This window comes from Rhodococcus sp. NPDC003322 (assembly GCF_053589555.1).
On record NZ_JBSFSC010000006.1, the window covers coordinates 269,709 to 294,727 of the forward strand.

The 25,019-nt window shown below is 71.1% G+C and carries 24 protein-coding genes; 16 read left to right on the forward strand and 8 right to left on the reverse strand.

Going from position 1 to position 25,019, the window contains the following annotated elements; genetic code table 11:
* Positions 1-84 precede the first annotated feature (84 nt).
* The 12 genes from ACWDUM_RS23685 to ACWDUM_RS23740 all read left to right on the forward strand — a co-directional run bounded on the left by ACWDUM_RS23685 (position 85) and on the right by ACWDUM_RS23740 (position 10,636).
* Entirely contained in the window at positions 85-930 is an 846-nt protein-coding gene (locus tag ACWDUM_RS23685; RefSeq protein WP_450135866.1) for a redox-sensing transcriptional repressor Rex, read from the forward strand.
* Positions 927-2,345 (forward strand): glutamyl-tRNA reductase, encoded by a 1,419-nt coding sequence (locus ACWDUM_RS23690; RefSeq protein ID WP_450135867.1) that lies wholly within the window; start codon positions 927-929, stop codon positions 2,343-2,345. Before ACWDUM_RS23685 ends, ACWDUM_RS23690 begins: the two co-directional genes overlap by 4 nt.
* The gene (gene hemC, locus ACWDUM_RS23695) at positions 2,342-3,352 is read left to right on the forward strand and encodes a hydroxymethylbilane synthase (RefSeq protein WP_450115458.1); all 1,011 of its coding nucleotides are present in this window, start codon (positions 2,342-2,344) and stop codon (positions 3,350-3,352) included. The genes ACWDUM_RS23690 and hemC overlap by 4 nt, the downstream gene beginning before the upstream one ends.
* A 117-nt stretch (positions 3,353-3,469) precedes the next feature.
* Positions 3,470-5,041 (forward strand): uroporphyrinogen-III synthase, encoded by a 1,572-nt coding sequence (locus tag ACWDUM_RS23700; RefSeq protein WP_450115457.1) that lies wholly within the window; start codon positions 3,470-3,472, stop codon positions 5,039-5,041.
* Positions 5,042-5,112: 71 nt separating this feature from the next.
* The gene (gene hemB, locus ACWDUM_RS23705) at positions 5,113-6,087 is read left to right on the forward strand and encodes a porphobilinogen synthase (protein ID WP_450135868.1); all 975 of its coding nucleotides are present in this window, start codon (positions 5,113-5,115) and stop codon (positions 6,085-6,087) included.
* Between the two features lie 221 nt (positions 6,088-6,308).
* Positions 6,309-6,791, forward strand: coding sequence for a hypothetical protein (locus ACWDUM_RS23710; RefSeq protein WP_450115455.1), 483 nt, complete (start codon positions 6,309-6,311; stop codon positions 6,789-6,791).
* Positions 6,788-7,228 carry a hypothetical protein gene (locus ACWDUM_RS23715; RefSeq protein ID WP_450135869.1) on the forward strand — a complete coding sequence of 147 codons (441 nt, stop codon included), beginning with the start codon at positions 6,788-6,790 and terminating at the stop codon, positions 7,226-7,228. Before ACWDUM_RS23710 ends, ACWDUM_RS23715 begins: the two co-directional genes overlap by 4 nt.
* Entirely contained in the window at positions 7,221-7,703 is a 483-nt protein-coding gene (locus ACWDUM_RS23720; protein WP_450135870.1) for a hypothetical protein, read from the forward strand. The genes ACWDUM_RS23715 and ACWDUM_RS23720 overlap by 8 nt, the downstream gene beginning before the upstream one ends.
* Positions 7,700-7,930, forward strand: a complete 231-nt coding sequence (locus tag ACWDUM_RS23725) for a hypothetical protein (protein WP_450135871.1) — start codon at positions 7,700-7,702, stop codon at positions 7,928-7,930. Before ACWDUM_RS23720 ends, ACWDUM_RS23725 begins: the two co-directional genes overlap by 4 nt.
* 32 nt (positions 7,931-7,962) lie before the next feature.
* A complete protein-coding gene (locus tag ACWDUM_RS23730) occupies positions 7,963-8,244 on the forward strand; it encodes a metal-sensitive transcriptional regulator (RefSeq protein WP_450115451.1) in 282 nt (93 codons plus the stop codon).
* Between the two features lie 41 nt (positions 8,245-8,285).
* The gene (locus ACWDUM_RS23735) at positions 8,286-8,462 is read left to right on the forward strand and encodes a heavy-metal-associated domain-containing protein (protein ID WP_450115479.1); all 177 of its coding nucleotides are present in this window, start codon (positions 8,286-8,288) and stop codon (positions 8,460-8,462) included.
* Positions 8,459-10,636, forward strand: coding sequence for a heavy metal translocating P-type ATPase (locus ACWDUM_RS23740; RefSeq protein ID WP_450135872.1), 2,178 nt, complete (start codon positions 8,459-8,461; stop codon positions 10,634-10,636). The genes ACWDUM_RS23735 and ACWDUM_RS23740 overlap by 4 nt, the downstream gene beginning before the upstream one ends.
* A 38-nt stretch (positions 10,637-10,674) precedes the next feature.
* Here the strand turns inward: ACWDUM_RS23740 and ACWDUM_RS23745 are convergent, their stop codons facing one another.
* Positions 10,675-11,115 carry an ester cyclase gene (locus ACWDUM_RS23745; RefSeq protein ID WP_450135873.1) on the reverse strand — a complete coding sequence of 147 codons (441 nt, stop codon included), beginning with the start codon at positions 11,113-11,115 and terminating at the stop codon, positions 10,675-10,677.
* An 87-nt stretch (positions 11,116-11,202) separates the two neighbouring features.
* On the opposite strand from ACWDUM_RS23745, the gene ACWDUM_RS23750 reads away from it, so the two are divergent.
* The 3 genes from ACWDUM_RS23750 to ACWDUM_RS23760 all read left to right on the forward strand — a co-directional run bounded on the left by ACWDUM_RS23750 (position 11,203) and on the right by ACWDUM_RS23760 (position 15,089).
* Complete coding sequence (locus tag ACWDUM_RS23750; protein ID WP_450135874.1) at positions 11,203-12,306, forward strand: LuxR C-terminal-related transcriptional regulator; 1,104 nt, start codon at positions 11,203-11,205, stop codon at positions 12,304-12,306.
* Positions 12,307-12,374: 68 nt separating this feature from the next.
* Positions 12,375-13,832: a flavin-containing monooxygenase gene (locus ACWDUM_RS23755; protein ID WP_450135875.1), complete on the forward strand. Its 1,458-nt coding sequence runs from the start codon at positions 12,375-12,377 to the stop codon at positions 13,830-13,832.
* Positions 13,833-13,940: 108 nt separating this feature from the next.
* A complete protein-coding gene (locus ACWDUM_RS23760) occupies positions 13,941-15,089 on the forward strand; it encodes a PQQ-dependent sugar dehydrogenase (RefSeq protein WP_450136031.1) in 1,149 nt (382 codons plus the stop codon).
* A 135-nt stretch (positions 15,090-15,224) separates the two neighbouring features.
* Here ACWDUM_RS23760 and ACWDUM_RS23765 read toward each other — a convergent pair whose 3' ends face one another.
* From ACWDUM_RS23765 to ACWDUM_RS23775, 3 genes are read right to left on the reverse strand one after another with little or no spacing between them, the layout of a single operon-like run.
* Entirely contained in the window at positions 15,225-16,268 is a 1,044-nt protein-coding gene (locus tag ACWDUM_RS23765; protein ID WP_450115446.1) for an ABC transporter ATP-binding protein, read from the reverse strand.
* Positions 16,265-17,839, reverse strand: a complete 1,575-nt coding sequence (locus ACWDUM_RS23770) for an ABC transporter permease (protein ID WP_450136032.1) — start codon at positions 17,837-17,839, stop codon at positions 16,265-16,267. The genes ACWDUM_RS23765 and ACWDUM_RS23770 overlap by 4 nt, the downstream gene beginning before the upstream one ends.
* 8 nt (positions 17,840-17,847) lie before the next feature.
* Positions 17,848-18,882 carry an iron ABC transporter substrate-binding protein gene (locus ACWDUM_RS23775; RefSeq protein ID WP_450115445.1) on the reverse strand — a complete coding sequence of 345 codons (1,035 nt, stop codon included), beginning with the start codon at positions 18,880-18,882 and terminating at the stop codon, positions 17,848-17,850.
* 230 nt (positions 18,883-19,112) lie between these two features.
* Here ACWDUM_RS23775 and ACWDUM_RS23780 point away from each other — a divergent pair, with 230 nt between their 5' ends.
* Complete coding sequence (locus tag ACWDUM_RS23780; protein ID WP_450135876.1) at positions 19,113-21,794, forward strand: AMP-binding protein; 2,682 nt, start codon at positions 19,113-19,115, stop codon at positions 21,792-21,794.
* Between the two features lie 41 nt (positions 21,795-21,835).
* Here the strand turns inward: ACWDUM_RS23780 and ACWDUM_RS23785 are convergent, their stop codons facing one another.
* The 4 genes from ACWDUM_RS23785 to ACWDUM_RS23800 are packed head-to-tail and all read right to left on the reverse strand — an operon-like array spanning position 21,836 to position 24,961.
* The gene (locus tag ACWDUM_RS23785) at positions 21,836-22,933 is read right to left on the reverse strand and encodes a sulfate/molybdate ABC transporter ATP-binding protein (protein WP_450135877.1); all 1,098 of its coding nucleotides are present in this window, start codon (positions 22,931-22,933) and stop codon (positions 21,836-21,838) included.
* Positions 22,930-23,754, reverse strand: a complete 825-nt coding sequence (locus ACWDUM_RS23790) for an ABC transporter permease (RefSeq protein WP_450135878.1) — start codon at positions 23,752-23,754, stop codon at positions 22,930-22,932. Before ACWDUM_RS23790 ends, ACWDUM_RS23785 begins: the two co-directional genes overlap by 4 nt.
* On the reverse strand, positions 23,751-24,545 hold the full coding sequence (gene modA, locus ACWDUM_RS23795; RefSeq protein ID WP_450135879.1) for a molybdate ABC transporter substrate-binding protein: 795 nt from the start codon (positions 24,543-24,545) through the stop codon (positions 23,751-23,753). Before modA ends, ACWDUM_RS23790 begins: the two co-directional genes overlap by 4 nt.
* A gap of 11 nt (positions 24,546-24,556) precedes the next feature.
* Positions 24,557-24,961 carry a TOBE domain-containing protein gene (locus ACWDUM_RS23800; protein ID WP_450115442.1) on the reverse strand — a complete coding sequence of 135 codons (405 nt, stop codon included), beginning with the start codon at positions 24,959-24,961 and terminating at the stop codon, positions 24,557-24,559.
* Positions 24,962-25,019: the final 58 nt, after the last annotated feature.

Here is a 25,019-nt window from a genome sequence, read left to right on the forward strand (position 1 = left end):
CAAGCAGTTACCGTGGGTGGGAACATCCCCCCGGATCAAACTGAGTTCCGGTCGTGTGCATGGCCGGACGAGGAGCCAAACGAAGTGAGCGAACAGCACCAGTCGCATGGGTTCTCCGCCCGTGGCGTCGCCGGGGCTGATGCGACCACTCGTGCCGAGGCGGCCTCGTCGGGCGCTCGGGCGCAGGGCACCGTGAAGGACCTGCCGCAGGCCACGGTCACCCGGCTCGCCACGTACCTGCGGGTGCTCGGGGTGATGGCCGACGACGGCATTCTCATCGTGTCGAGCGAGGAACTCGCGACCGCGTCCGGGGTCGGCTCGGCGATGCTCCGCAAGGACCTGTCCTTCCTCGGCCCGAACGGCGTCCGCGGTGTCGGCTACGACGTCACCCGGCTGCGGGCCCGGATCGAGGCGGCGCTCGGGCTGGACCAGGGGCACCGCGTGGTGCTCGTCGGGGTGGGGAACCTAGGGCAGGCACTCGCCCGCTACGGCGGATTCGGTCGCCGCGGTTTCACGATGGTCGGCCTGTTCGACCGCAGCGCGGACCGGATCGGCGTCGACATCGACGGTTTGACCGTGCGCGACGTCGCGGAGCTCGAGGTCGCGTGCCGTGAACTCGACGCGACGATCGGCGTCGTCGCCACCCCGGACGAGGTTGCGCAGCAGGTCTGTGACGGCCTCGTCGCCGCCGGTGTCCGGTGCATCATGAGTTTCGCGTCCGCCCCGCTGGAGGTTCCGGCGCACGTCGAGCTCCGCCGGGTGGACATCGCGGTGGAGATGCAGGTGCTGTCCTTCAACAGTGCCCGCAGGAGCGAGGCCGACGCCGCGAAGGCGGCGGTGGGTCTCGCGGGCCGGGCGCCGCGGGCCGCCGCACGTTCGACTTCGAAAGACCTGGGTTCGACAAAGAATGGATCGGTGATCGCACCGTGAGTGTTCTCCTGGTCGGGATTTCGCATCGAAGCGCTCCCGTCTCCGTCCTCGAGCGGGTGGCCGTCGCGGACGCCGATCGGCCGAAGCTGATCGACAAGTTGCTGGCCTCCCCGCACGTGTCGGAGTCGATGATCGTCTCGACGTGCAACCGGGTGGAGATCTACGCCGTCGTCGACGCCTTCCACGGCGCGCTCGCCGACGTCGGCGAGATGCTCGCTGCGCATTCCGGCCTGGACCTGAACGACCTCACCAAGCACGCCTACGTCCGCTACAGCGAGGCCGCGGCAGAGCACCTGTTCGCGGTGGCGAGCGGTCTCGACTCGATGGTCATCGGGGAGCAGCAGATCCTCGGCCAGATCCGCACCGCGTACGCGGTGTCCGACACGCAGAAGGCCGCCGGCCGGGTGCTGCACGAGCTCGCGCAGCAGGCGCTGCGGGTCGGCAAGCGGGTGCACTCGGAGACCGGTATCGACCGCGCAGGCGCCTCGGTGGTGTCGGTGGCGCTCGACCGGGCGGCGACGGTCCTGGCCGGTCGCGACTCGGACGAGTACGGGCTGACCGGGAAGACGGCGATGGTCGTCGGTGCCGGGTCGATGGGTGGTCTGTCGGTCGCGCACCTGACCCGGAACGGCATCGGCCGGGTGATCGTCGCCAACCGCACCCGCGAGCGGGCCGAACATCTCGCGGACACCGTGCGTGCGACCGGTGTCGATGCCTCGGTCGTGGACCTGTCCGATCTGGCGTCCGCGCTCACCCAGGCGGACGTGCTGGTGGCGTGTACCGGCGCGGTCGGCGCGGTGGTCACCCTCGCCGACGCGCACATCGCGCTCGCGTCGAGGAACGCTGCCGAGCGTCCGCTGGTGATCTGCGATCTGGGTCTGCCGCGGGACGTGGAGCCTGCCGTCGCCGGGTTGCCCGGGGTCACGCTCCTCGACATCGCGACCATGAAGGCCGACCCGGGTGCAGGCGCCGCGGCCGCCGATGCGGACGCGGCGCGCGAGATCGTCGCCGGCGAGCTCGCCACCTACCTGGCCGGTCAGCGGCTCGCGGAGGTCACTCCCACGGTGACGGCACTGCGTCAGCGCGCCGCCGAGGTGGTGGAGAGCGAACTGATGCGGCTCGAGTCGCGGCTGCCCGGTCTCGACGACCCGCAGCGGGACGAGGTCGCCCGCACCGTGCGCCGCGTGGTCGACAAGCTGCTGCACGCCCCGACCGTGCGGATCAAGCAGCTCGCGACGACGCCCGGCGGTGACGCCTACGCGGCCGCCCTGCGTGAACTGTTCGAGTTGGCGCCCGGACGCGCCGAGGCGGTCGCCGCCCCGATGGAGATCCGGGCGGTCGAGCTCGCCGACAACTTCACCGCCGGACGCGGTGACGAGGATGCGGTGAACTGGTGGAAGGGCATGCAGGAATGAACGTGACCACCCCCCTCCCCGGAGACCGGACGCCCGGCACCGACGCGCCCCGCAAGACCCTGCGCATCGGCACCCGCGGCAGCCTGCTCGCCACCACCCAGGCCGGGACCGTCCGCGACGCCCTGATCGCGGCCGGGCACCCCGCCGAGCTGGTGATCATCACGACCAAGGGCGACGTGACCGCAGGCCCGGTGCAGCGCATCGGGGTCGGGGTCTTCGTCGCGGAACTGCGTGAGGCCCTGCTCGCGGGCGAGGTCGACGTCGCCGTGCACTCGTACAAGGACCTGCCGACCGTGCAGCCCGCCGATCTGGTGATCGCCGCCGTGCCGCCCCGCGAGGACCCGCGCGACGCGCTGGTCGCCCGCGACGGTCTCGTCCTCGGTGAGTTGCCGCCGGGGTCGAAGGTCGGGACGTCCGCGCCGCGCCGCCGGGCGCAGTTGCGTGCACTGGGCCTCGGTCTGGACATTCAGCCGCTGCGCGGCAACATCGACACCCGCCTCGGCAAGGTCGAGTCCGGCGAGCTGGACGCGATCGTCATCGCCAGGGCCGGGCTGTCCCGGATCGGGCGGTTGGACGCGATCACCGAGTCGATCGAGCCGGTGCAGATGCTGCCCGCGCCGTCGCAGGGTGCGCTCGCCGTCGAGTGCCGGGCCGACAACCCCGACCTCGCTGCGGTGCTCGCCGAACTGGACGATGCCGCGACCCGCGCGGCCGTGGTGGCCGAGCGGGCCCTGCTGGCGGAGCTCGAGGCGGGCTGTACCGCGCCGGTCGGCGCGATCGCCGAGGTCGTCGAGTCGCTGGACGACGACGGCCGGGTGATCGAGGAACTGTCGGTGCGCGGATGCGCGGCCGCGGTGGACGGATCGGACTCGCTCCGCGCCTCCGCCGTCGGATCGCCGGACCGCGCCGAGGAGTTGGGGCGCGCGGTCGCCCGTGAACTCCTCGACCTCGGTGCGCGCGAGCTGATGGTCGCCGCCGAAGCCGAGGACGGTGCCGCCGATGACTGATCCGACCTCCCGGCGGGCGAAACGGTGCGCGCGACCACCGCGCACCGATCCGCTCGCCACACCCCCCAACGCTTCACCCCCGAACACCGGCATCTTGAACGCACTGGAGAACAACCGATGAGCCGAGTCCGAAAGAACACCCCCGGACGGATCCTGTTCGTGGGATCGGGCCCTGGAGATCCCGCCCTGCTCACGGTCCGCGCCCGCGACGTCCTCGCCAACGCGACGCTCGCCTTCACCGACCCCGACGTCGACAAGGGCGTGACCGCGCTGGTCGGCACCGCGCTGCGGGTCAAGGGCGTGGAGGAGGATCCGGAGAACCCGATCTCCGAGGTCCGTCCGGCACTCGGCGAGCCCGCCGAGGTCGCAAAGACCCTGGTCCACGAGGCGAAGGCCGGGCACGACGTGGTGCGCCTGGTGTCCGGCGACCCGCTGACCACCGATTCGGTGATCGCGGAGGTCAACGCCGTCGCCCGCACCCAGGTCGTGTTCGAGATCCTGCCGGGTCTGCCGTCCGGGTCCGCGGTGCCGAGCTACGCCGGCATGGCGCTCGGGTCCGGGCACACCGAGGCCGACGTGCGCGGCGAGGTGGACTGGGCCGCGCTGGCCGCGGCGCCCGGACCGCTGGTCCTGCACGCGAGCGCCGCCCACCTGGCCGAGACGGCGAGCGCACTGGTCGAGCATGGCCTGGCGCCGCAGACCCCGGCCGCGATCACCGTCCGCGGCACCACCCGCCAGCAGCGCACCGTCGAGGCCACCCTCGCGACGCTGAACGAGGCGGGTTCGGAGCTGGTCGGGTCACTGATCGTCACCGTCGGCAAGGTCGTCACTCACCGCAACAAGATGTCGTGGTGGGAGTCGCGGGCGCTGTACGGCTGGACCGTGCTGGTGCCGCGCACGAAGGACCAGGCCGGGGAGATGAGCGATCGGCTGGTCACGCACGGCGCGATCCCGATCGAGGTCCCGACGATAGCGGTCGAGCCGCCGCGCAGCCCCGCGCAGATGGAGCGCGCCGTCAAGGGTCTGGTCGACGGCCGCTACCAGTGGGTGGTGTTCACCTCCACCAACGCGGTCCGCGCGGTGTGGGAGAAGTTCGAGGAGTTCGGGCTGGACGCCCGCGCGTTCTCGGGCGTGAAGATCGCGTGTGTCGGGCAGGCCACCGCCGACAAGGTGCGCAGCTTCGGCATCAACCCGGAGCTGGTGCCGTCGGGTGAGCAGTCCTCGGAGGGCCTGCTGGCCGAGTTCGCCCCGTACGACGACGTTTTCGACCCGGTCAACCGGGTGCTGCTGCCGCGCGCGGACATCGCCACGGAGACCCTCGCGGAGGGGCTGCGTCAGCGTGGCTGGGAGATCGACGACGTGACCGCCTACCGGACCGTGCGGGCGGCGCCGCCGCCGGCCGAGACCCGCGAGATGATCAAGACGGGCGGTTTCGACGCGGTGTGCTTCACCTCCTCGTCGACGGTCCGGAATCTGGTCGGTATCGCCGGAAAGCCGCACGCGCGCACCATCGTTGCGTGCATCGGCCCGAAGACGGCGGAGACCGCCATCGAGTTCGGTCTGCGGGTGGACGTGCAGCCGGAGACGGCGCAGGTCGGTCCGCTGGTCGAGGCACTCGCCGAGCACGCCGCGCGACTGCGTGCCGAGGGCGCGCTGCCTCCTCCGCGCAAGAAGTCGCGTAGGCGCTGACGCACCTGTGAGTCCTTGTGGCCCCTGGCGGGCCGCAAGGACTCACAGGCCCGACGAAGGAGGGCCCCTCTTTGTTCCCGGCCGAACGACCACGCCGTCTGCGCAGCACCAAGGCGCTGCGCCGGCTTGTCGCCGAAACCTCGCTGGAGCCACGGCATCTGGTACTGCCGATGTTCGTGGCGGACGGCGTCGACGCGCCGCGTGAGATCACGTCGATGCCGGGCGTGTACCAACACACGCTCGACTCGCTGCGTGTCGCCGCCACCGAGGCGGTGAACGCCGGGGTGGGCGGGCTGATGCTGTTCGGCGTTCCGCGGCCGGAGGACAAGGACGCGAGTGGCTCGGGAGCGACCGACCCGGACGGCATCCTCAACCGGGGACTGCGGGCGCTTCGCGACGAACTCGGCGACTCGACCGTGCTGATGGCGGACACCTGCCTCGACGAGTTCACCTCGCACGGACACTGCGGTGTGGTGACCGCCGACGGCACCGTCGACAACGACGCGACCCTCACCCGGTACGTGGACATGGCTGTGGCGCAAGCGGAATCGGGCGCGCATCTGCTCGGTCCGAGTGGGATGATGGACGGTCAGGTCGCGGCGATCCGGGAGGGTCTCGACGACGCCGGGCACATCGACACCGGGATTCTGGCGTACGCGACGAAGTACGCGTCCGCGTTCTACGGCCCCTTCCGGGAGGCCGTCGGATCCTCCCTCGAGGGTGATCGGCGCACCTACCAGCAGGACCCGGCGAACCGCCGCGAGTCGCTGCGCGAGGTGGACCTCGACCTCGAGGAGGGCGCCGACATCGTCATGGTCAAGCCCGCGATGAGTTACCTCGACGTGCTCCGCGAGGTCGCCGACATGTCCACGGTTCCCGTTGCCGCCTACCAGATCTCGGGCGAGTACTCGATGATCACCGCGGCCGCGCAGAACGGCTGGATCGACCGTGACGCCGCGATCCTGGAGTCGCTGCTGAGCATCCGCCGGGCCGGCGCCGACATCGTGCTCACGTACTGGGCCACCGAAGTGGCGGGCCGGCTGTGACTGCGCAGCCTCCGGGCTCGTGGCCATCGCAGGGACCTCCACCGCAGGGATCTGAGCCGCAGGGATCTGAGCCGCAGGGTGCGCAGCCCGGGACGCCGTGGCAGGCCGACGGGTCCGGTCGGCCGCAGTACGGCCCGCCGCAGGGTCAGCCACAGTACGGGCCGCCGCAGGGTGCGCCACAGTACGGCCCGCCCCCGGTCCCGCCGCGCCCGGAACCGCCGGTGGACGTCGTCACGGCCTTCCAGTTGCTGTACGCGGTCGCCGCGCTCGGGCTGGTCAACATGATCGCGTCGCTGCTCTCCGTCTACGCCGACCGCGACACCTACGTCGACCAACTGCTGCGCGACGTCGCGGCGCAGGACGCGACCGTGCAGATCGGCCGGGACACCGCGCAGACCCTGCTGGTGGTCGGGCTCGGCCTGACCGCTCTGATCGGACTCGGGGCGACGGCGCTGTATCTGCTGTTCGTCCACAAGATGCGGGCGGGCCGCAACTGGGCGCGCATGCTGGTGACGATGATCGGCGTGATGATGGTGTTCGTCGCGATCCCGTCCCTGTTCGGGCTCGGTGCCGGTGGCGGCGGCGCCGTCATCGTGGCGGGTGGTGCAGGCATCCTGCAGGCCGTCCTCGCGGTCGGGGCGATCGTGCTGATGCACCGCGGCGACTCCAACCGGTACTTCCTTCCCGGGGTGCAGCCGCGATGACATCGAACGGGGAGCGGGGGAGCAGGCCGAGTCCGGTCGAGGTCGCCTACTGGCTGTGGCTGGCGTGCGCGGCGCTGCTCGTGCTCTTCGGCCTGCTGTCGCTGACCGCGTCCGGGGACGCGGTGCGCGAGCAGCTGCTCGCCAATGGCGCGAGCCCCGACGACGTCGACGCGCTCGTGACGCTGCTGCGCGGCTCCGGTGGCCTGGCCGTCGCGGTCGGACTGGGAATCGGGTTCCTGGCCGGCCCGGTCCGTGCCGGCGATGCGCGCTTCCGCCGTGCCGCGGTCGCGCTGTGCGGGGTGTACGCGGCGATCCAGCTGGTGTCCGTCGCGGCGGGCGTCGGTCAGCTGCCGACGCTGCTGACCGCCATCGGGATGGTCGTCGCCGCCGTGCTGGTGTACCTGCCGTCCGGCCGCGACTGGTTCGTTCGTGGCTGACGCCGTGTTCGCCGAACCGGGCGGACGCTGGCGCGTGGTGGCACTGGGACCGGCGCTCTGCCTGATCGTCCTCGTCGCCGACCTGTTCGTCGGGGTGGGGGTGCACGTGTTCGGGCTGACGCTGTTCGCGCTCGTGCTCGCCGCCCTGGTGGCGGTGCAGATCAAGGCGGCGCGCACGCACGCGAGCGTCGAGGTCACCGACACCGTGCTGCGGTGCGGCACCGAGACGCTCGCGCTCGCCGACGTCGCGGAGGTGCTGCCTGCGGCGGATCCCTTCGCGGAGGATCTTCTGCCGTGGGAGACGGCACGCGCGCTCGGCGACCTGTCCGGGGTGCCGCGCCGCCGCACCGGGATCGGGTTGCGGCTGACCGACGGCGACCTGGTGCGGGCATGGGCGCGGGACGGGGACGGGCTGCGGGCGGCGCTGGAGGCCGCGGCCGGGTCGGCGGGTCGGGACGAGGGGAGCGGAACGTGACCGGTCGGGTTCGGGACGCCGCGGCGGTGGTGACGGCGGTGGTGGCAGCGGTCGCCGCGGTCTGGTGCTGGACGCGCGGGGTGACGACCTCCGACTTCGCGCCGGTCGTCGACGGTGCCCCGCCATTCACGGCGACGCACTACTCGGGGCCGTGGATCGGCGCCGCGAGTGCCGCGGTGATCGTGGCCGGCCTCGCTCTGCTCGACGTGTGGCGGCGCCGACACTGACAGGTGGTACCCAAGGGGGGTATCCTAGGGGCATGAACGGATACACGCCCGAGAAGGAGAACCTGCTCAAGCGGCTGCGTCGCATCGAGGGACAGGTCGCGGGCATCTCGAGGATGGTCGACGACGACCGGTACTGCATCGACATCCTCACCCAGGTGTCCGCGGTGACCAGTGCGTTGCAGTCCGTTTCGCTCAAGCTGCTCGACGAGCACCTCTCGCACTGTGTCGTCGAGGCCGCACGGAAGGGCGGGCCCGAGGCGGACGCGAAGGTCAAGGAGGCGTCCGACGCCATCGCCCGCCTCGTGAAGTCGTAGAACTGGAGAAACCCGTGCAGAGCACCTACACCGTCACCGGAATGACCTGCCGGCACTGCGTCGCCTCGGTCACCGAGGAGCTCTCGGAGATCGACGGGGTCACCGCGGTCGCCGTCGACCTCGACAGCGGGCGGGTCGACGTCACGAGTGACGCGCCGCTCGACCTGGCCGCGGTGACCGCGGCCGTCGAAGAGGCGGGCTACGAGCTGGCATCGTGAGCACCGACGTCTCGGTGGCCGCCGCCGGTGTCGATCTCGACATCGGCGGCATGACCTGTGCATCTTGCGCGAACCGCATCGAACGCAAGCTCGGCAAGCTCGACGGGGTCACCGCGACGGTCAACTTCGCCACCGAACGCGCACACGTCACCCACCCGGACACGGTGACGCTCGGCGACCTCGTCGCGGCCGTCGAAGCGGCCGGCTACACCGCGACGGAAGTGCCGGCCGAACCGGAACCGGTTCCCGCGCACTCCGATTCGCTCGGACCGAGGCTGCTGGTGTCCGCGATCGCCGCGGTGCCGGTGGTCGCGGTGTCGATGGTGCCTGCGCTGCAGTTCGACCACTGGCAGTGGGTGTGCCTCGCGCTGACCACCCTGGTCGTGTTCTGGGGCGGCTACCCGTTCCACCGCGCTGCGCTGGTCAACGCCCGGCACGGCGCGTCGACGATGGACACCCTCGTCTCGCTCGGCACCCTCGCCGCGTACGGATGGTCGGTGTGGGCACTGCTGTTCGGCACCGCCGGACACGTCGGCATGACCCACGAGTTCTCCCTGCGCCTCGGGGCCCACGATCCGTCCAGCCAGCTCTATCTCGAGGTCGCGGCCGCGGTGACGGTGTTCCTGCTCGCGGGCCGGTACGCCGAGGCGAAGGCCAAACGGCGCGCCGGCGCCGCGCTGCGGTCCCTGCTCGAGGTGGGGGCCAAGGACGTCGCGGTGCTCGGCTCGGACGGCACGGAGTCGCGGATCCCGGTGGACCGCTTGACCGTCGGCGACCTGTTCGTGGTCCGCCCGGGGGAGAAGGTCGCCACCGACGGCGTCGTGGTCCGCGGCCGCGCCGCCCTCGACACCGCCACGATCACCGGCGAATCGGTCCCCGTCGACATCGCCGCGGGTGACGCCGTGATCGGCGGCACCGTGAACACCGACGGGCACCTGGTGGTGCGGGCCGAGAAGGTCGGCGCCGACACCCAGCTCGCGCACATCGCCCGGCTCGTCACCGAGGCGCAGAACGGTAAGGCCGCCGTCGCGCGGCTCGCGGACCGGGTCTCCGCGGTGTTCGTGCCGGTGGTGCTGGTGCTCGCCGCGGCCACCCTCGCCGGCTGGCTGGTCACCGGGCACGCCGCCACCGAGGCGTTCACCGCCGCCGTCGCCGTGCTCATCGTCGCGTGCCCGTGCGCACTCGGGCTGGCCACGCCGACCGCGCTGCTCGTCGGCACCGGACGCGGCGCGCAGCTCGGCATCCTGATTCGCGGACCCGAGGTCCTCGAGCAGACCAAACGCATCGAAACCGTCGTCCTGGACAAGACCGGCACCGTCACCACGGGCGCGATGGCCGTCGGCCGGGTCGTGGCCGCGGCCGGGGAGGATCCGGACCGGGTGCTGGCGCGGGCCGCCGCGGTCGAGTACGCCTCGGAACATCCGGTGGCGCGGGCGATCGCCGCCGCCGGGACGGCATCGGCGGTGACCGACTTCGAGAACCGCGCGGGCCGTGGCGTCGTCGGCGTCGTCGACGGCCTGCGGGTCGTGGTCGGCAGGCCGGAACACCCGGTGCCGCCGGAACTGGCCGAGGTGTTCGCCTCCGGTGACACCGCGGTCGCGGTGTCGTGGGGTGGGGCGGTGCGCGGCGCGATCACCGTCGCGGACGCGGTGAAACCCTCCAGCGCCGAGGCGATCACGCGGATGCGGGAGCTCGGGATGACCCCGGTCCTGCTCACCGGCGACGGCGAGGCGGTCGCGCGGCGGGTCGCGGCCGAGGTCGGCATCGAGCGGGTGATCGCAGGCGTGCTGCCGGACGAGAAGGCCGCCGTGATCACCCGACTGCAGGGCGAGGGCCGCGCCGTCGCGATGGTCGGGGACGGCGTCAACGACGCCGCGGCCCTGGCCACCGCCGACGTCGGCCTCGCGATGGGTACCGGCACCGACGCCGCGATCGAGGCCGGCGACCTGACCCTGGTGCGCGGCGACCTGAGGTCGGTGCCGCAGGCGATCCGGCTCGCCCGCGCGACCCTCGGCACCATCGAGGCAAACCTGTTCTGGGCGTTCGCCTACAACATTGCGGCGATCCCGCTCGCCGCCCTCGGCCTGCTCAACCCGATGATCGCCGGCGCCGCCATGGCGGCGTCCTCGGTGTTCGTCGTCGGCAACAGCCTGCGCCTGCGTCGCTTCCGCTGAGCCGACGCCGAACCCGATGGCCCTGAGCCGGGGCCGGCTCAGGCGATGATGCCGAGCTGTTGGAGATGCGTGACGTCGTCGCGCAATCCCCAGTGCTCGACGACCCGGCCCTCGGGCGAGAACCGCATCCAGTGCATCTGGCGGAACCGGAACGCGCGGCCGGTCGGGGCGTTGCCCATGAACTCGCCCAGATGTGTTCCGGAGTACCAGTTCCGTCCGACGACGACGTCGCCGGATGCGACGAAGTCCTCGAAGTCCGTCCGGCTGTCGGGGAAGGCTGTCCGCAGCATCGTCACCAGTGCCCGGAGCGGAGCGGTGCCGTGGCGGTGCGGCTCCGGCGCCGTGTGATTGACCATGGCGGGGTCGAAGAGTTCGTCGATCAGGTCGAGGCGGCCCTCGCGGAAGATCTCGTCGTAGATGCGACGCATCGTGGCGATGTTCCGGTCGGCGATCGTGATGGAGTCGGTGGTGTTCGTCATGGGTTTCAGCGTGGCGGCGGGCACACGCCGCGCCCATCCCCACTATCTGGGATGCCTGGACCGATTCGGGGCGGTTAGCCTTCGCCCATGACCGAATCCCAGGGTGACCGGCTGCAACGCGCGGTCGTGCGGTTGACGCATCGCGGTCTCGGGCTCGACGCGCTTCGCGAGGAACTCGACGCACTCGTGCGCGGGTTCGTGCCCTGGGACGTGGCGGCCTGGTCGACCACCGATCCGGCGACGTTGTTGTTCACCAGCTGCGTGCTGAGCGGGCGTGCCGAGGACCACGAGGCCGAGGCCCGGCTCTTCGACAGCGAGTTCCGCGTCCCGGATGTGAACTCCTTCGCGGCGCTCGCCCGGTCGGTTCCGCCGGTCGCCGCGTTGCACGCCGCGACCGGAGGCCGGCTCGACCGGTCGCCGCGCTGGCGGACGATCCTCGAACCGATCGGCGTCACCGACGAGATCAGGGCCGCCTTCCTCGACGGTGCGAGTTGCTGGGGCACCCTGGTCGGTTATCGCATGGGCGGTGCCCCGTTCCGTGCGGACGAGGTGGCGCTGATCGCGCAGATCGGCCCGCTGGTCGCGGACGGACTGCGGCGCGCGATGCTGCACACCGCCGCGGACCGGGCTGTGGACGCGGTGGCGTCGCCGGGCATCGCCATCGTCGAACCGGACGGCACGCTCGGCGACGTCACACCGCAGGCCGAGCGCTGGCTCGCCGAGATCGCGGACGGGAACGTGGTTCCCAGCGTCTTCCGGTCGGTGGCCGCCGCGGCGAGGTCCGCGGCGGACGGCGCGAGCGACCGGCCGGCGCACGCCCGGCTCCCGCGCCGTGGCGGTGGCTGGATCCTGGCGCACGGCTCGGTGCTCGCGGGTTCGGGTTCGGTCGCGGTGATCCTCGAGGCGGCGACCGAGAATCACCTGTCCGACGTGCTGGTGCGCGCGTACGGGCTGACGCCGCGCGAGCGCGAGATCACCGAACTGGTGCTGCGCGGCGCCTCGACCGACGCGATCGCGAAGGCCCTGTTCATCTCGGCGTACACCGTGCAGGACCACGTGAAGTCGATCCTCGCGAAGGCGGAGATCTCGAGCCGTCGTGATCTGGTGGCCACCCTGTACGGCCGCCACTACGCCCCGCTGACCGCCGCGGGTGCGATCCCGAGTCCGTACGGGTGGTACCTCGGGGCCTGAGCGGGATCCAGGTGCGCGGGATACCTGTTACTTGCCTTCTCACGCCCATACTTGAACAGTGTTCAAGTATGGGCGTGACGAGTGATGACGAGGTGCGGGACACTCGGGTGCTTGTGATCGGTGCCGGATTCGCCGGCCTCGGGATGGCGGCCGCGCTCCAGCGGTCCGGCGAGCGCGACTTCCTGGTGCTCGAGAAGGCCGGCGAGGTCGGCGGCACCTGGCGGGACAACACCTATCCCGGGTGCGCCTGCGACATCCCGTCCGTGCAGTACTCCTACTCCTTCGCCCCCGGCGCGGGGTGGAGTGCGGCGCGGGCGGCCCAGCCGGAGATTCTCGACTACCTCCGGGGCGTCGGTGCCGGGTTCCGCGACCGGATCGTGTTCGGCGCCGAGGTCGCCCAGGGGCGCTGGGACGAGGACGCGGCGTGCTGGTACGTGACCACCACCGACGGCCGCAGGTTCGCCGCGCGGTTCCTCGTCGTCGGGACCGGGGCGTTGCACCTGCCGAAGCTCCCGCGCATCCCGGGCGTGGAGACGTTCGCCGGTCCGGCCTTCCACACCGCCGAGTGGGACCACGCGGTCGATCTCGAGGGCAAGCGGGTCGCGGTGATCGGCACCGGCGCGTCCGCGGTCCAGGTCGTCCCCGAAATCGCCTCGCGGGCAGGTGAACTGCACCTGTATCAGCGGACCCCGGCCTGGGTGCTCCCGGCCCGGGGAACGCGGCCGCCGCGCCTGCCGCGGCTGGCCCGCACCGTCGAGTACTGGCGCGGGGAGGCGCTGGTGCCCGCCCTCGCCGGACCACCCGCCGCGTCCGCCCGGCTGCGGCGCCGGGCGCTGCGCCACCTGCACCGGCACGTGGACGATCCCGCACTGCGTCGCGCGCTCACCCCGGACCACCGCATCGGCTGCAAGCGGATTCTCCACTCCGACAGCTACTTTCCCGCGCTCACCCGGCCCGGTGTCGAGGTGGTCACGGAGGCCGTCGAGCGGATCACCCCGGAGGGCGTCGTCACCGCGGACGGTGTCTCCCGACCGGTGGACGTGCTCGTCCACGCGACCGGATTCCGGGTCGCGGGTTCGCTCGCCCGGCTGCCGCTCGCCGGGCGGGACGGGGTCACCCTGCAGCAGTTGTGGCACCGCGGGGGCATCCGCACCCACCTCGGGATCACCGTCGCGGGACTGCCCAACGCGTTCCTGCTGTCCGGACCGAACACCGGGCTCGGCCACAACTCGGTGGTGTTCATGATCGAATCGCAGGTCCGGTACGTCCTCGACGCGATCGCGACCGTGGACCGCGCCGGAGCCGTGGCACTGGATGTGCGTGAGGACGCGCAGGACGCCTTCCATCGCGACGTGCAGCGCCGGCTGCGGAGGGCGGTGTGGAGCACCGGCGGCTGCACCAGCTGGTACCTCGACGGTCAGGGCGTCAACCATTCGTTGTGGCCGGGATTCTCCTGGCGGTACCGGCTGCGGACCCGACGGGTGCGGCCGGAGGAGTACGAATTGAGCTACCCCCGACCTCGCTGAGCATTGCTGCGGGTCGCGATCGGGAGGTCACACTGGGGAGGGGCGCAACGCCCTCGGAGTACCGGCGGTCGGAGGTGTGTGAACGTGGACGGGTGGATTCTCCGCGGTGTGGCACTGGCGGCCGCCGTCCTGCTCGCCGGGTGCGCGCAGCCCGCCGACACCGGTGGGTCCACCGTCTCGACCGGCTCCGCCGCGGCCGCCGCGTATGCCGAGCCGCCCGCGATGGAGGTCACCACGGTCATCGACGGGCTCGCCACGCCGTGGGATGTCGTGGTGGCCCCGGACGGCGCGATCCTCACCGGCGAACGATCCGGCAGATTCGTCGTGCGGCGGGCCGACGGCAGCACCGGCGAGGTGACCGCGGACCTGTCGGACCTGTACGCCCGCGGCGAGACGGGCCTGATGGGCATCGCCCTCGACCGCGACTTCGCGGCGAACCGCACGCTCTACACCTGCCAGGGACATCAGGGTGCGGGCGGCCGGGACATCCGGGTGGTGTCCTGGACCGTCGACGCCGGGTGGACGACGCTCGCCCGCGGTGCCGACGTGCTCACCGGGTTCCCGCTCGCGGACAGCGGCAGGCACGGCGGCTGCCGCGTGCTCGCGCACCCCGACGGCACCCTCTACGCCGGTACCGGCGACTCCGCGTCCCCGACCGTGCCCCAGGACCGGGCGTCGCTCGGCGGCAAGGTGTTGCACGTCGACGTCGACGGCGCCCCGGCCGCAGGGAACCCGGACCCGTCCAGTCCGGTGTTCACCCTCGGGCACCGGAACGTGCAGGGCCTGGCCCTGCAGCCCGGGACCGGGCGGCTGTACGGCATCGAGCAGGGCACCCGGGTCGACGACGAGGTGAACCTGCTGACCGCGGGCGGCAACTACGGCTACCGGCCGGACCGGCGTCCCGGCGTCTACGACGAGTCGGTGCCGATGACCGACCCGGAGCGGGTGCCGGGAGCGATTCCCGCGGTGTGGAGTTCCGGTGCCCCGACGATCGCGACCCCGGGCGGTGCGTTCCTCCCCGGGCCGAACTGGGGTGCGTGGTCGGGGGCGCTGGCGGTCACCAGCCAGCAGGCGCAGAAACTGGTGCTGCTGCGCCTGTCCGACGACGGGCGGTCGGTCACCGACGAGGCGTCGGCGCTCGAGGGCCGGTTCGGCCGGCTGCGCTCGGCCACGCCGGCTCCGGACGGCACGCTGCTCGTCACCACCGACAACGGGTCGGGCGACCGGATCCTGAGGGTGGCTCCCGGGGCGGGCTAGCGGGCGGAGCATCGCCCTGTCGAGGGCGGATTCGGGGCCGTCGGCCCCTCGATCAGGATCTACGCTGCAAGGGTCTGGATGATCTGCTGCGCGGCAGTGTGTTTCGTGGCCACGTCGCCGATGTGGTGGGGCGGGTCAGCTGGGGTAGGCGACTGCCGAGCCGCGGACCATGACGGCGACGCGGTCACCGGCGGCAACCGTGTCGGTTCCGAACCGGCGGACCGTGACTTGTTCACCGAGGAGGGTCTCGGTGTCGGGATCAAGCTGTATCTTGACCATGGTCTCGGAGCCGAGATAGTCGACCGCGAGCACGGTGCCGGTCACGCCACCCGCGCCGGGCCGCAGGTCGATCTGTTCCGGCCGCAGCATGATTCGGGCGTCACCGCGTACACCGCCCGCGGTGACGGCGATCTCGCCGAGCGCGCAGCGGGCCCGCCCGTCCTCGACGTGCGCGGACAGCACGACGGCGTCGCCGATGAACTGTGCGGTGGGGACGTCGACGGGGGTGGCATAGATTTCGCGGGGGGTGCCGATCTGGGCGAGCCGGCCCGCGCTCATCACCGCGACCCGGTCGGCGAAGGACAGGGCCTCGGGCTGGTCGTGGGTGACGAGGATGGTGGTGATTCCCGCCTTCGCGAGGACGTCGGCGACGATCCTGCGGGTGTTCGCCCGCAGGCCGGCGTCCAGTGCGGAAAACGGCTCGTCGAGCAGCATCAGGTCGGGTTCCCGGGCCAGGGCCCGGGCGAGGGCCACCCGCTGCTGCTGTCCGCCCGACAGCTGGTCGGGGCGCCGAGTGGCGTACGACGAGTCGAGCGAGACCATCTCGAGCAGCTCGGCGATCTTCGATGCGGTGCGTGCCCGGCGGGGCAGCCCGAACCCGACGTTCGCGCCGACGGTGGCGTGCGGGAACAGGGCACCGTCCTGGGCGACGTAGCCCACCGACCGTCGGTGCGCGGGCGTCCATCCGCTGCCCGCGACGACCCGGCCGGCCAGCGCGATCGTCCCGGCGTCCGGCTTCTCGAAGCCCGCGATCAGCCGGAGCAGGGTGGTCTTGCCACAACCGGACGGCCCGACGATCGCCGTGGTGGAGCCCGCCTCGACGGCGAACGCCACGTGCCGCAGCACCGTCGCGGCGCCGAACGATTTGTCGAGCCCGTCCACCTCGAGTGCGTATGTCATAGTCCGGCCACCTTTTTCGACTGGGTGAAGAGCACGTAGGTCATGGGCAGCGACAGCACGATCATGATCAGCGCGTACGGTGCCGCCCCGGCGTAGTCGATCTCGCTACTGAGGGCCCAGAACCCCATGGACAGGGTGCGGGTCCCGGTCGGTGCCAGCAGCAGGGTGGCGGTCAGTTCGTTGACGATCCCGAGGAACACCAGTGCTCCGCCCGCCGCGGCAGCCGGGGCGGCCAGCGGCAGCGTCACCCGGAAGAACGCCGAGGACGGTGAGATTCCGAGCGATTGCGCAGCCTCCTCGAGTCCGACGGGTGCCTGCGCGAGTCCGGCCCGCAGGTTCACCAGGGCGCGCGGCAGGAACAGGAGCGCGTAGGCGACGATCACGACGGTCACGGTCTGGTAGAGCGGGTGCAGATAGCGGATGGAGACCGTCACCAACGCCAAGGCGACCACGATGCCGGGCAACGAGCTGGAGATGTAGCTGCCACCTTCGAGGAAACGGCTGAACCGGCCGCGGTGGCGGATCGAGATCCAAGCGATCGGGAACGCGAGCACGCAGGTCACGACCGCGCCGGCGATCCCGAATCCGAGAGTCTGCAGCAATGCGGACGCGACGGTGTCCCACTCCCAGGCCGCGCTCCCGCCGATGACGACCCACCGCACGACACTGACCACCGGGACACCGACGGACAACGCGACCAGCGCCCCGAGGAACGACAGCGCAACCGGCGAGTATCGCCAGCCGAGCTCGGCGGGTACGAACCTGCGGGCAGCGCCCGGGCCGATCCGGGCATATCGGGCGCTGCCCCGGACGGCCGACTCGAGTATCAGCAGGGACAGGCACAGCAGTACCAGGACGCCGGCGAGCATGGTGGCCGCGGCCCCGTTGAAGGTTGACTGGTACTGCTCGAAGATCGCGGTGGTGAAGGTGTCGAACCGGATGAAGACGAATGCGCCGTACTCGGCGAGCAGGTGCAACGACACCAACAATGCGCCTCCGGAGATGGCCAGGCGCAGCTGCGGGACCACGACGCGGAAGAAGACCTCCCAGGGCCCGGCGCCCAGGGCGCGTGCCGATTCCTCGACCGCCGGGTCCAGTCGGCGCAGCGTCGCGGCCGTCGGGATGTAGACGAGGGGAAAGTAGGAAAGGGTTGCGATGAGGACGCCGCCCGGCAGCCCGCCGAGCGACGGGATCGTGGTCACCCAGGAGTAGCTGTTGACGAACGCCGGAATGGCCAGCGGTGCCGCGAGAAGGACCGCCCACACTTTTGCGCCGACCACCCGGGTGCGCTCCACGAGCCAAGCGGACGCGACACCGACGACGACGCAGATCGGCACCGTGACGACGACCAGCGTCACGGTATTGGTGAGAAGCTCCCGCACCCGGGGCCGGAACAACAGCGCCGACGCGGTGTCCCAGCCGGTGTCCAGGCTCGCTGCGACGATGTAGCCGAGCGGGATGAACGAGGCGGCCACCACGGCGAGCGCGGCAACGGCCAGCGGGAGTGGAAGGCGCGGCCGACCGGCCGGGCGACGCGTGTTCGCGTCCCCCGGCCGGGCCCGGCCGATCAGTGCGAGATTCAGAGCAGACCCGCTTCGGTCATCAGCTCGGTCACCTGCGGGCTGTTCAGCTTCGCTGGGTCGACCTGCGGGGCCTGTAGATCGGCGAGGGGCACCAGCTTCGGGTTGGCGGGCACGCCGCTGCCCACGGTGTACTCGAACGACGTCCCGTTCTGGAGAACCTCCTGGCCCTTCTGGCCGGTGACGAACTTCAGGAACCGCTGCGCCGCATCCTGTTTGGTGCTCGATCGCAGAACTCCGCCACCGGAGACACTGACGAATGCTCCCGGATCCTCGTTCTTGAAGTAGTGCAGGGCGACGTTGTTGCTGTTTTCGCCCGTCTTCGCCTGATCGCCGAACCAGTAGTAGTGGTAGATGACACCACCGGGGATCTCCCCGGCGTTGACGGCCTTCATCACCGTGCTGTTGCCCTTGTAGGTGCGGACGTTCTCCTTCATGCCGGCCAGCCACTGGCGGGTGGCGTCCTCACCTCTGAGTTCGAGGAGCGCGCTGACGATGGCCTGGAAGTCCGCCCCCGACGGCGACGCGGCCCACCTGTCCTTCCACGCGGGGTCCTGCAGGTCGAGCAGCGACTTCGGTAGCTGGTCGGGGGGGAGCAGGTCCTTGTTGTATGCGAAAACGGTTGAACGGGCCGCGATTCCGGTCCACTTCCCGCTCGACGGCCGGTACTGGCTCGGCACCTGATCGAGGACGTCCGGCGCCACATCGGTGAACAGCCCGGCGTTCTCCACCAGGGTCATGGCCGGGGAGTTCTCGGTGAGGAACACGTCGGCGGGCGACTTGTCGCCCTCGGCGACGATCTGGTTGCCGAGTTCGGTGTCGCTGCCGTTGCGCAGCTCCACCTCGATGCCGGTCTCCGCAGTGAAGGCGTCGGCCCATTCCTTCGTCAGTGACTCGTGCTGGGCGTTGTAGACGGTGATCGTGTTGGCGGAGCCTCCCTCGGAGTCCGAACCGGAATTCGAACACCCCGACACCACCATCATCGCAGCGGCGGCCGCAGCCACCCCCGACATCAGCCCGATCCGTTTCCTCATCGCCCGTCCGTCCTTCTTCCCAGCGGGACTTCTCCCGGCTGTCTCCCCGACGATCTTGCCACTTGAAGGGTTGGCAACCCTCACCGGACGCGAGTCGAATGGGGTCCCGCCGGAGTAGATGCGGAAACGGCGAAAAGACCAGCCGTCCAGTCTGTTCCCGTGGAGCCCTTCGGTGCCGCCCCGCACGACTCTCCGGAGGTCAGAGACGGCATGCCTCATACAATCGACCGATGCCGAGCCAGTCCAACCGTGTCGAGCGCCGCCCCGGGGTACCCCTCGCGTGCCGGCTCGGCGAGTACGGCGATGCGGTCGCACTGGTCACGGAGGACGGTTCGGTGTCGTACCGAGACCTCGCCGACCGAGTCGCCGAGGTGGTCCACCGGCTGGGGGAGACCCGCCGCCTCGTGCTGATCGCCGGTGCCCACGAGATCGATCTGATCGTCGTCTACCTCGCGGCCCTGTCCGCCGGACATCCGGTGCTGCTGGTGCCTGGCGACAGGCCGGACAGCCTGGACTCCCTGATTGCCGAGTACCGCCCGGACGTGGTGGTGCGCGGGTGTGACAGCGCCGGACACGCGGTGCTCGAGGAGGTCCGCGCCGGCTCGGCGCACTCGCTGCACCCCGACCTCGCGCTGTTGCTCACCACCTCCGGGTCGACCGGATCGCCGAAGCTGGTCCGCCTGTCGCACAGCAACATTCAGGCCAACGCCGAATCGATCGCGCAGTACCTCGCCATCGTGAGCAGCGATCGGGCCGCGACGACTCTACCCATGCACTACTGCTACGGACTGTCCGTCATCCACAGCCACCTGCTCCGAGGTGCAGGCGTGATCCTGACGTCGCGTCCGGTCACCGACCCCGGGTTCTGGGAACTGTTCCGCACCGCAGGCGGCACTTCCTTCGCGGGCGTGCCGTACACCTTCGACCTGCTCGACCGCATCGGGTTCGACGGTTTCGACCTGCCCGACCTGCGCTATGTCACGCAGGCCGGCGGCCGGCTGGCACCGGACCGGGTCCGGGCGTATGCCGAGTTGGGCCGGCGGCGCGGCTGGGAGCTGTTCGTCATGTACGGGCAGACGGAGGCGACCGCCCGGATGGCGTACCTGCCACCGGGGCTCGCAGCCACCCATCCCGAGGCGATCGGGCAGCCGATTCCGGGTGGATCCTTCCGGCTCGACCCCGTCGCCGACGCACCGGCCGGCGCCGGCGAGTTGGTCTACGAGGGGCCGAACGTGATGCTCGGCTACGCGCGTTCCGCCGACGACCTGCAACTCGGCGACACGCTCGGGGGCGAACTCCGCACCGGCGACCTCGCCCGGCAGCGCGGCGCAGGGTTGTACGAAGTGGTCGGGCGGCGCAGCCGGTTTGCCAAGATCTTCGGCCTGCGGATCGATCTCGAGCGCGTCGAGTCCTCCCTCGCGGAGAGCGGGCTGCGGACCTGCTGCGTTGGCGGTGCGGACGAACTGGTCGTGGTTGCCGAAAACGCCGACGCGGCCCTGGCTCGAGCGGCGGCCGCGAAAGCCGCCGGTCTTCCGGTCGGCGCGATCCGGGTGTGCGGCGTCGACGCGCTACCGCGCACCGCCACCGGCAAACCCGATTTTCAGGCCGCGGACGCCCTGGCCCGCGGCGACGAGACGCGGCAGGATGCGCAGCCGATCACCGACACCGCGGCTCTGCGCGCACTGTACGCCGACATCCTGCACTGCCCGAACGTCACCGACGACAGCTCCTTCGTGAGCCTGGGTGGGGACTCGCTCTCCTACGTGCGGATGTCCCTGCGCCTCGAGCAGATGCTCGGCCATCTCCCCGAGGACTGGCACACCACCCGCATCGGGGATTTCACGCCGCGACGCCGACGTCGGTGGCCGGCCGTGGAAATCAATGTGCTCCTCCGCGCGATCGCGATCGTCCTGATCGTGGGCTCGCACATCCACGTGTTCGCGATCCTCGGTGGGGCGCACGTGCTCCTCGGTGTCGCCGGCTACAACTTCGCCCGGTTCCACCTCAGCGGAGACGACCGCGCCGAACGGATGCGCCGCACTCTCCGGAGCGTGGCGCAGATCGCCATTCCGGCCATGGTGTTCATCGGTGGGGTCATCGCCTGGACCGGCGAGTACCGCGTCACCAGTGCGTTCCTGCTCAACGGGATCCTGGGTCCGCCTGGATGGACCATCGAGTGGCGGTACTGGTTCGTCGAGGCGATCGTCTACATCGTGCTGGTCGCTGCCGCCGTGCTGTACATCCCGCTCGTGGACCGCGCCGAACGCGCGTACCCCTTCCTTTTCGCGATGGGACTGGTCGCGGTCGGCCTGCTCACCCGATACGCAGTCGTCCCGGTCGACGATGGCACCAACCGCATCCTCACCGCGTCTGTGGTCTTCTGGCTGTTCGCCCTTGGCTGGGCCGCCGCCAAGGCCGGAACGGCCTGGCAGCGGATCTGTGTCACGGCGGCGATCGTGGCGACCGTGCCGGGCTTCTTCTTCGGCGACACCCAACGGGAAGTCATCGTCATCGCCGGACTGTGCCTGCTCGTGTGGGTCCGGTCCGTGCGCTGCCCCACTGCACTGATCCGGGTGGCGGGGATATTGGCGAGTGCATCGCTCTACATCTACATAACCCACTTCGAGGTATACCTACCGCTCCGTGACCGGCATCCATGGCCGGCCTTCGCGCTGTCGATACTGGTCGGAATCCTCTACTGGCAAGCGGTGACCGTCGCGCACCGACTGATCGCCGCCACGGTGTCACGAGCGCGGATGTGCGCCGGGCGTCCATTCGCGCGTGCGAATGGGCGTCGATCAGGGAGGTCGCCGTGGTCGTACCCGACCCCGAGGGTCGAACCCCCATCTCGTGACACGTCATCGTCGGCGAGACCGGAAGGTGTGGAAGTTCCTCGCCTGCAAAGCCTTTGAATTCGTGTGTGACGCGTCCTGCTGTGTATGCGTGGGGCAAGCTAATCACTGAGCGGCGGCAGGGCGGGATGCAGCGACACCTCCTGCGCCTTGACCGCGAAGAACACCCGCCGACCGGGGGCGAGGTCGAGGTCGGCGACCGCGGCCGGCGTCACGTCCGCGGCCAGGCCGGTGCCGCCGTCCGGACTCTCCTCGGCGCGGACCCGGATCGCGGTGCCGTGCAACTCCAGCTCGGCGATCGTGACGGCGAAGGCGTTGCGGGGGCTGGCGTGCGGGGGATCGGTGTGCACCGCCACCGCGCTCGGCCGGAACAGCGCGACCGCGGACGACCCGACCTCCGGGCCGTCCGCACCCGCGGTCCCGGATACCGTCACGCCCCACGGCGACTCCAGCGTGCCGGGCCCGATCAGCGTGCCGGGAACGAGGTTCACGCCCGCGATCCGCGCGGCGAAGGCACTGCGGGGTGCGGCGAGGACGTCACGGACCGTGCCGGATTCGACGACGCGGCCCGACTCCACGACGATCACCCGGTCCGCGAGCGCGAGCGCGTCGAGCAGATCGTGGGTGACGATCACCGCGGTCCGTCGCTGCTCTCGCAGGATGCGGCGCAGCAGCCGCCGCAGCGCCGGTGCAACTGCCACATCGAGCGCGGCCATCGGCTCGTCGAGCAGCAGCAGTCGCGGCTCGGCGGCCAGCGCCCGGGCGATCGCGATCCGCTGCGCCTGGCCACCGGAGAGCTGCGAGGGCCGGCGATCGGCGAGGTCCTGCGCGCCCACCTCGCGCAGCCAGCGGTCCGCGGCGTCGCGGGACGCGCGGCGGGACAGCCCGCGACTGCGGGGTGCGAACGCCACGTTCGCCGCGGCGGTCATGTGCGGGAACAGCAGCGCCTGCTGGGACAGCAGCGCCGCTCCGCGGTCGTGCGGCGGGACGAACACCCCGGTCGCCGCGTCGGTGAGGGTGCGGCCGTCCAGGGTGACGTGGCCGTGGTCGGGTCGCAGCAGTCCGGAGATCAGCGACAGCAGCGTCGACTTGCCCGCTCCGTTGGGTCCGAGGACGGCCAGCACCTCACCGTCGGCGAGAGTGACCTCGAAGGCGGTGCCGCGGCGGTCGAGGCGGGCGTCGACCCGCAGCACGCTCACAGGGCACCCGCCGGGCGGCTGCGGTGCGTGAGCAGCACGATCACCGCCGCCACGACGATCAGGAGCAGGGACAGCGCGACCGCGGCCTCGGGGTCGGTCTCGCGCTGCAGATAGATCTCGAGCGGCAGGGTGCGGGTCACTCCCTGCAACGACCCGGCGAAGGTGATGGTCGCGCCGAACTCGCCGAGCGCGCGGGCGAACGCGAGCACGGCGCCGGACGCCAGTCCGGGCAGCACCAGCGGCAGCGTCACTCGGCGCAGCACCGTCGTCGGCCGGGCCCCGAGCGTCGCGGCGACCTCCTCGTACCGCCGGCCCGCCACCGTCAGCGCCCCCTCGAGGCTCACGACCAGGAAGGGCAGCGAGACGAACGTCTGCGCCAGCACGACCGCGGTGGTGGAGAACGCGATCCGGATCCCGAACGCCTCGAGCTGCTGGCCGAGCAGGCCGTTGCGACCGAAGGTGTACAGCAGCGTGATACCGCCGACCACTGGCGGCATCACGAGCGGCAGCAGTACCAGCGAGCGCAGCACCGAGCGGCCGCGAAACTGCCCGCGCGCCAGGACCAGAGCCATCGGAACACCGAGCAGGACGCAGGCCACGGTGCTCGCGGTCGCCGTTTTCAGGCTCAGGAGCAGGGCGGTGCGCGCGGATTCGGAGGTGATCAGGGAAACGAAGTTGCCCCAGTCGATTTCGAGCAGCACCGCGACCAGGGGCAGGATCAGGAAGGCGGCGCCGACGGCGGCGGGCAGATACGCCACGGCGGGCAGTCCGATCCGGACCCGCCCGTCCGGGTCGTGATCCACCCGCCGCCCGGAGATCACGGCGCCGCGAATCCGGCCTCGGACAGCACCTTCCGGCCTTCGGGTCCCGTCACCAGCGCGACGAAGGCGGCCGCGGCATCGGGGTTGTCCGACGCGCTCAACGTGGCGATCGGGTACGTGTTCACCGCCCCGGCGGACTCCGGGAACGGGACCGCGGTGACCTTGTCGCCTGCGACGGTCGCGTCGGTGACGTAGACGAGACCGGCGTCCGCCTGACCCGAGGTGACCTTGCCGAGCACGTCGGTGACCGACGACTCCTCGCTCACCGGGGACAGCGGGACGTTCGTGGACTTCTCGATCTTCTCGGTCGCGGCGCCGCACGGTACCTGCGGGGCGCACACCACCACCTGGACGCCGGGCTTCGCGAGATCGGCGAACGAGGTCACCTGCGCGGGATTGCCGGGCGGCGTGACGATCGTCAGGGTGTTGGTGGCGAAGTCCACCGGGGCGTCTGCGACCAGGTCCTGCGCCTTCGTCATGTTCGCTGTGTCCGCCGAGGCGAACACGTCCGCAGGCGCGCCCTGCCGGAGCTGCGCCACCAGGTCGGACGACCCGGCGAAGTTGAAGGTGACGGAGGTGCCGGGGTGCGCGGCCTCGAACTGCTCACCGAGCTCGGTGAACGTCGACTTCAGAGATGCCGCCGCGAACACCGTCACATCGCCCGTCACTTCAGCCGAGCCGGCCTCGGTGGTCGCCGTCGCGGAGTCGTCGGTGGACGAGCTCGAGCAGCCCGCAAGCGCGGCGGTGGCGGCGAGGGCGGCGACCAGGGTTGCGAGTCTTCCGGTTGTCACGAGATGGTGTGTCACGAAGTTCCTTCGGGGGTTTCGACGATGACGGTGGTGGCCTTGACCATCGCGACGGCGACGGAGCCGGGTTCGAGCCCGAGTTCGCGCACGGATTCCGAACTCATCAGCGAGACGACGGTGAACGGCCCGCACTGCATCTGGACCTCGGCCATCACGGTGTCGGCGGTGACCTTGGTGACCAGGCCGACGAACCGGTTGCGGGCCGAGCTCGCCGTTCCGATCGGATTCGGCGGTGGGCTGGCGTGCTCGGTCGCGAACTCCGCGAGCACCCTGCCGTCGATCACCTTGCGGCCCGCCGCGTCCTTCTCGGCGACGAGGGCGCCGCTGTCGATCCAGCGGCGCACGGTGTCGTCACTGACCCCGAGCAGGCCGGCGGCGTCCTTGATGCGAAGCGACGGCATCGCGCTCCTTTCGTATTTGCGGAACAGAACAGGTGGACTGTCGGTAATCGCGGATCAT

What these genes read in the sequence shown, in the direction of transcription:
- ACWDUM_RS23775 (WP_450115445.1), bottom strand. Translation starts at nt 18,882, where the DNA reads ATGAGGAAACGGATCGGGCTGATGTCGGGGGTGGCTGCGGCCGCCGCT.
- ACWDUM_RS23765 (WP_450115446.1), bottom strand. Translation starts at nt 16,268, where the DNA reads ATGACATACGCACTCGAGGTGGACGGGCTCGACAAATCGTTCGGCGCC.
- ACWDUM_RS23730 (WP_450115451.1), top strand. Translation starts at nt 7,963, where the DNA reads ATGAACGGATACACGCCCGAGAAGGAGAACCTGCTCAAGCGGCTGCGT.
- ACWDUM_RS23750 (WP_450135874.1), top strand. Translation starts at nt 11,203, where the DNA reads ATGACCGAATCCCAGGGTGACCGGCTGCAACGCGCGGTCGTGCGGTTG.
- hemC (WP_450115458.1), top strand. Translation starts at nt 2,342, where the DNA reads ATGAACGTGACCACCCCCCTCCCCGGAGACCGGACGCCCGGCACCGAC.
- ACWDUM_RS23735 (WP_450115479.1), top strand. Translation starts at nt 8,286, where the DNA reads ATGACCTGCCGGCACTGCGTCGCCTCGGTCACCGAGGAGCTCTCGGAG.
- ACWDUM_RS23755 (WP_450135875.1), top strand. Translation starts at nt 12,375, where the DNA reads ATGGGCGTGACGAGTGATGACGAGGTGCGGGACACTCGGGTGCTTGTG.
- ACWDUM_RS23780 (WP_450135876.1), top strand. Translation starts at nt 19,113, where the DNA reads ATGCCGAGCCAGTCCAACCGTGTCGAGCGCCGCCCCGGGGTACCCCTC.
- ACWDUM_RS23715 (WP_450135869.1), top strand. Translation starts at nt 6,788, where the DNA reads ATGACATCGAACGGGGAGCGGGGGAGCAGGCCGAGTCCGGTCGAGGTC.
- ACWDUM_RS23800 (WP_450115442.1), bottom strand. Translation starts at nt 24,961, where the DNA reads ATGCCGTCGCTTCGCATCAAGGACGCCGCCGGCCTGCTCGGGGTCAGT.
- ACWDUM_RS23745 (WP_450135873.1), bottom strand. Translation starts at nt 11,115, where the DNA reads ATGACGAACACCACCGACTCCATCACGATCGCCGACCGGAACATCGCC.
- ACWDUM_RS23700 (WP_450115457.1), top strand. Translation starts at nt 3,470, where the DNA reads ATGAGCCGAGTCCGAAAGAACACCCCCGGACGGATCCTGTTCGTGGGA.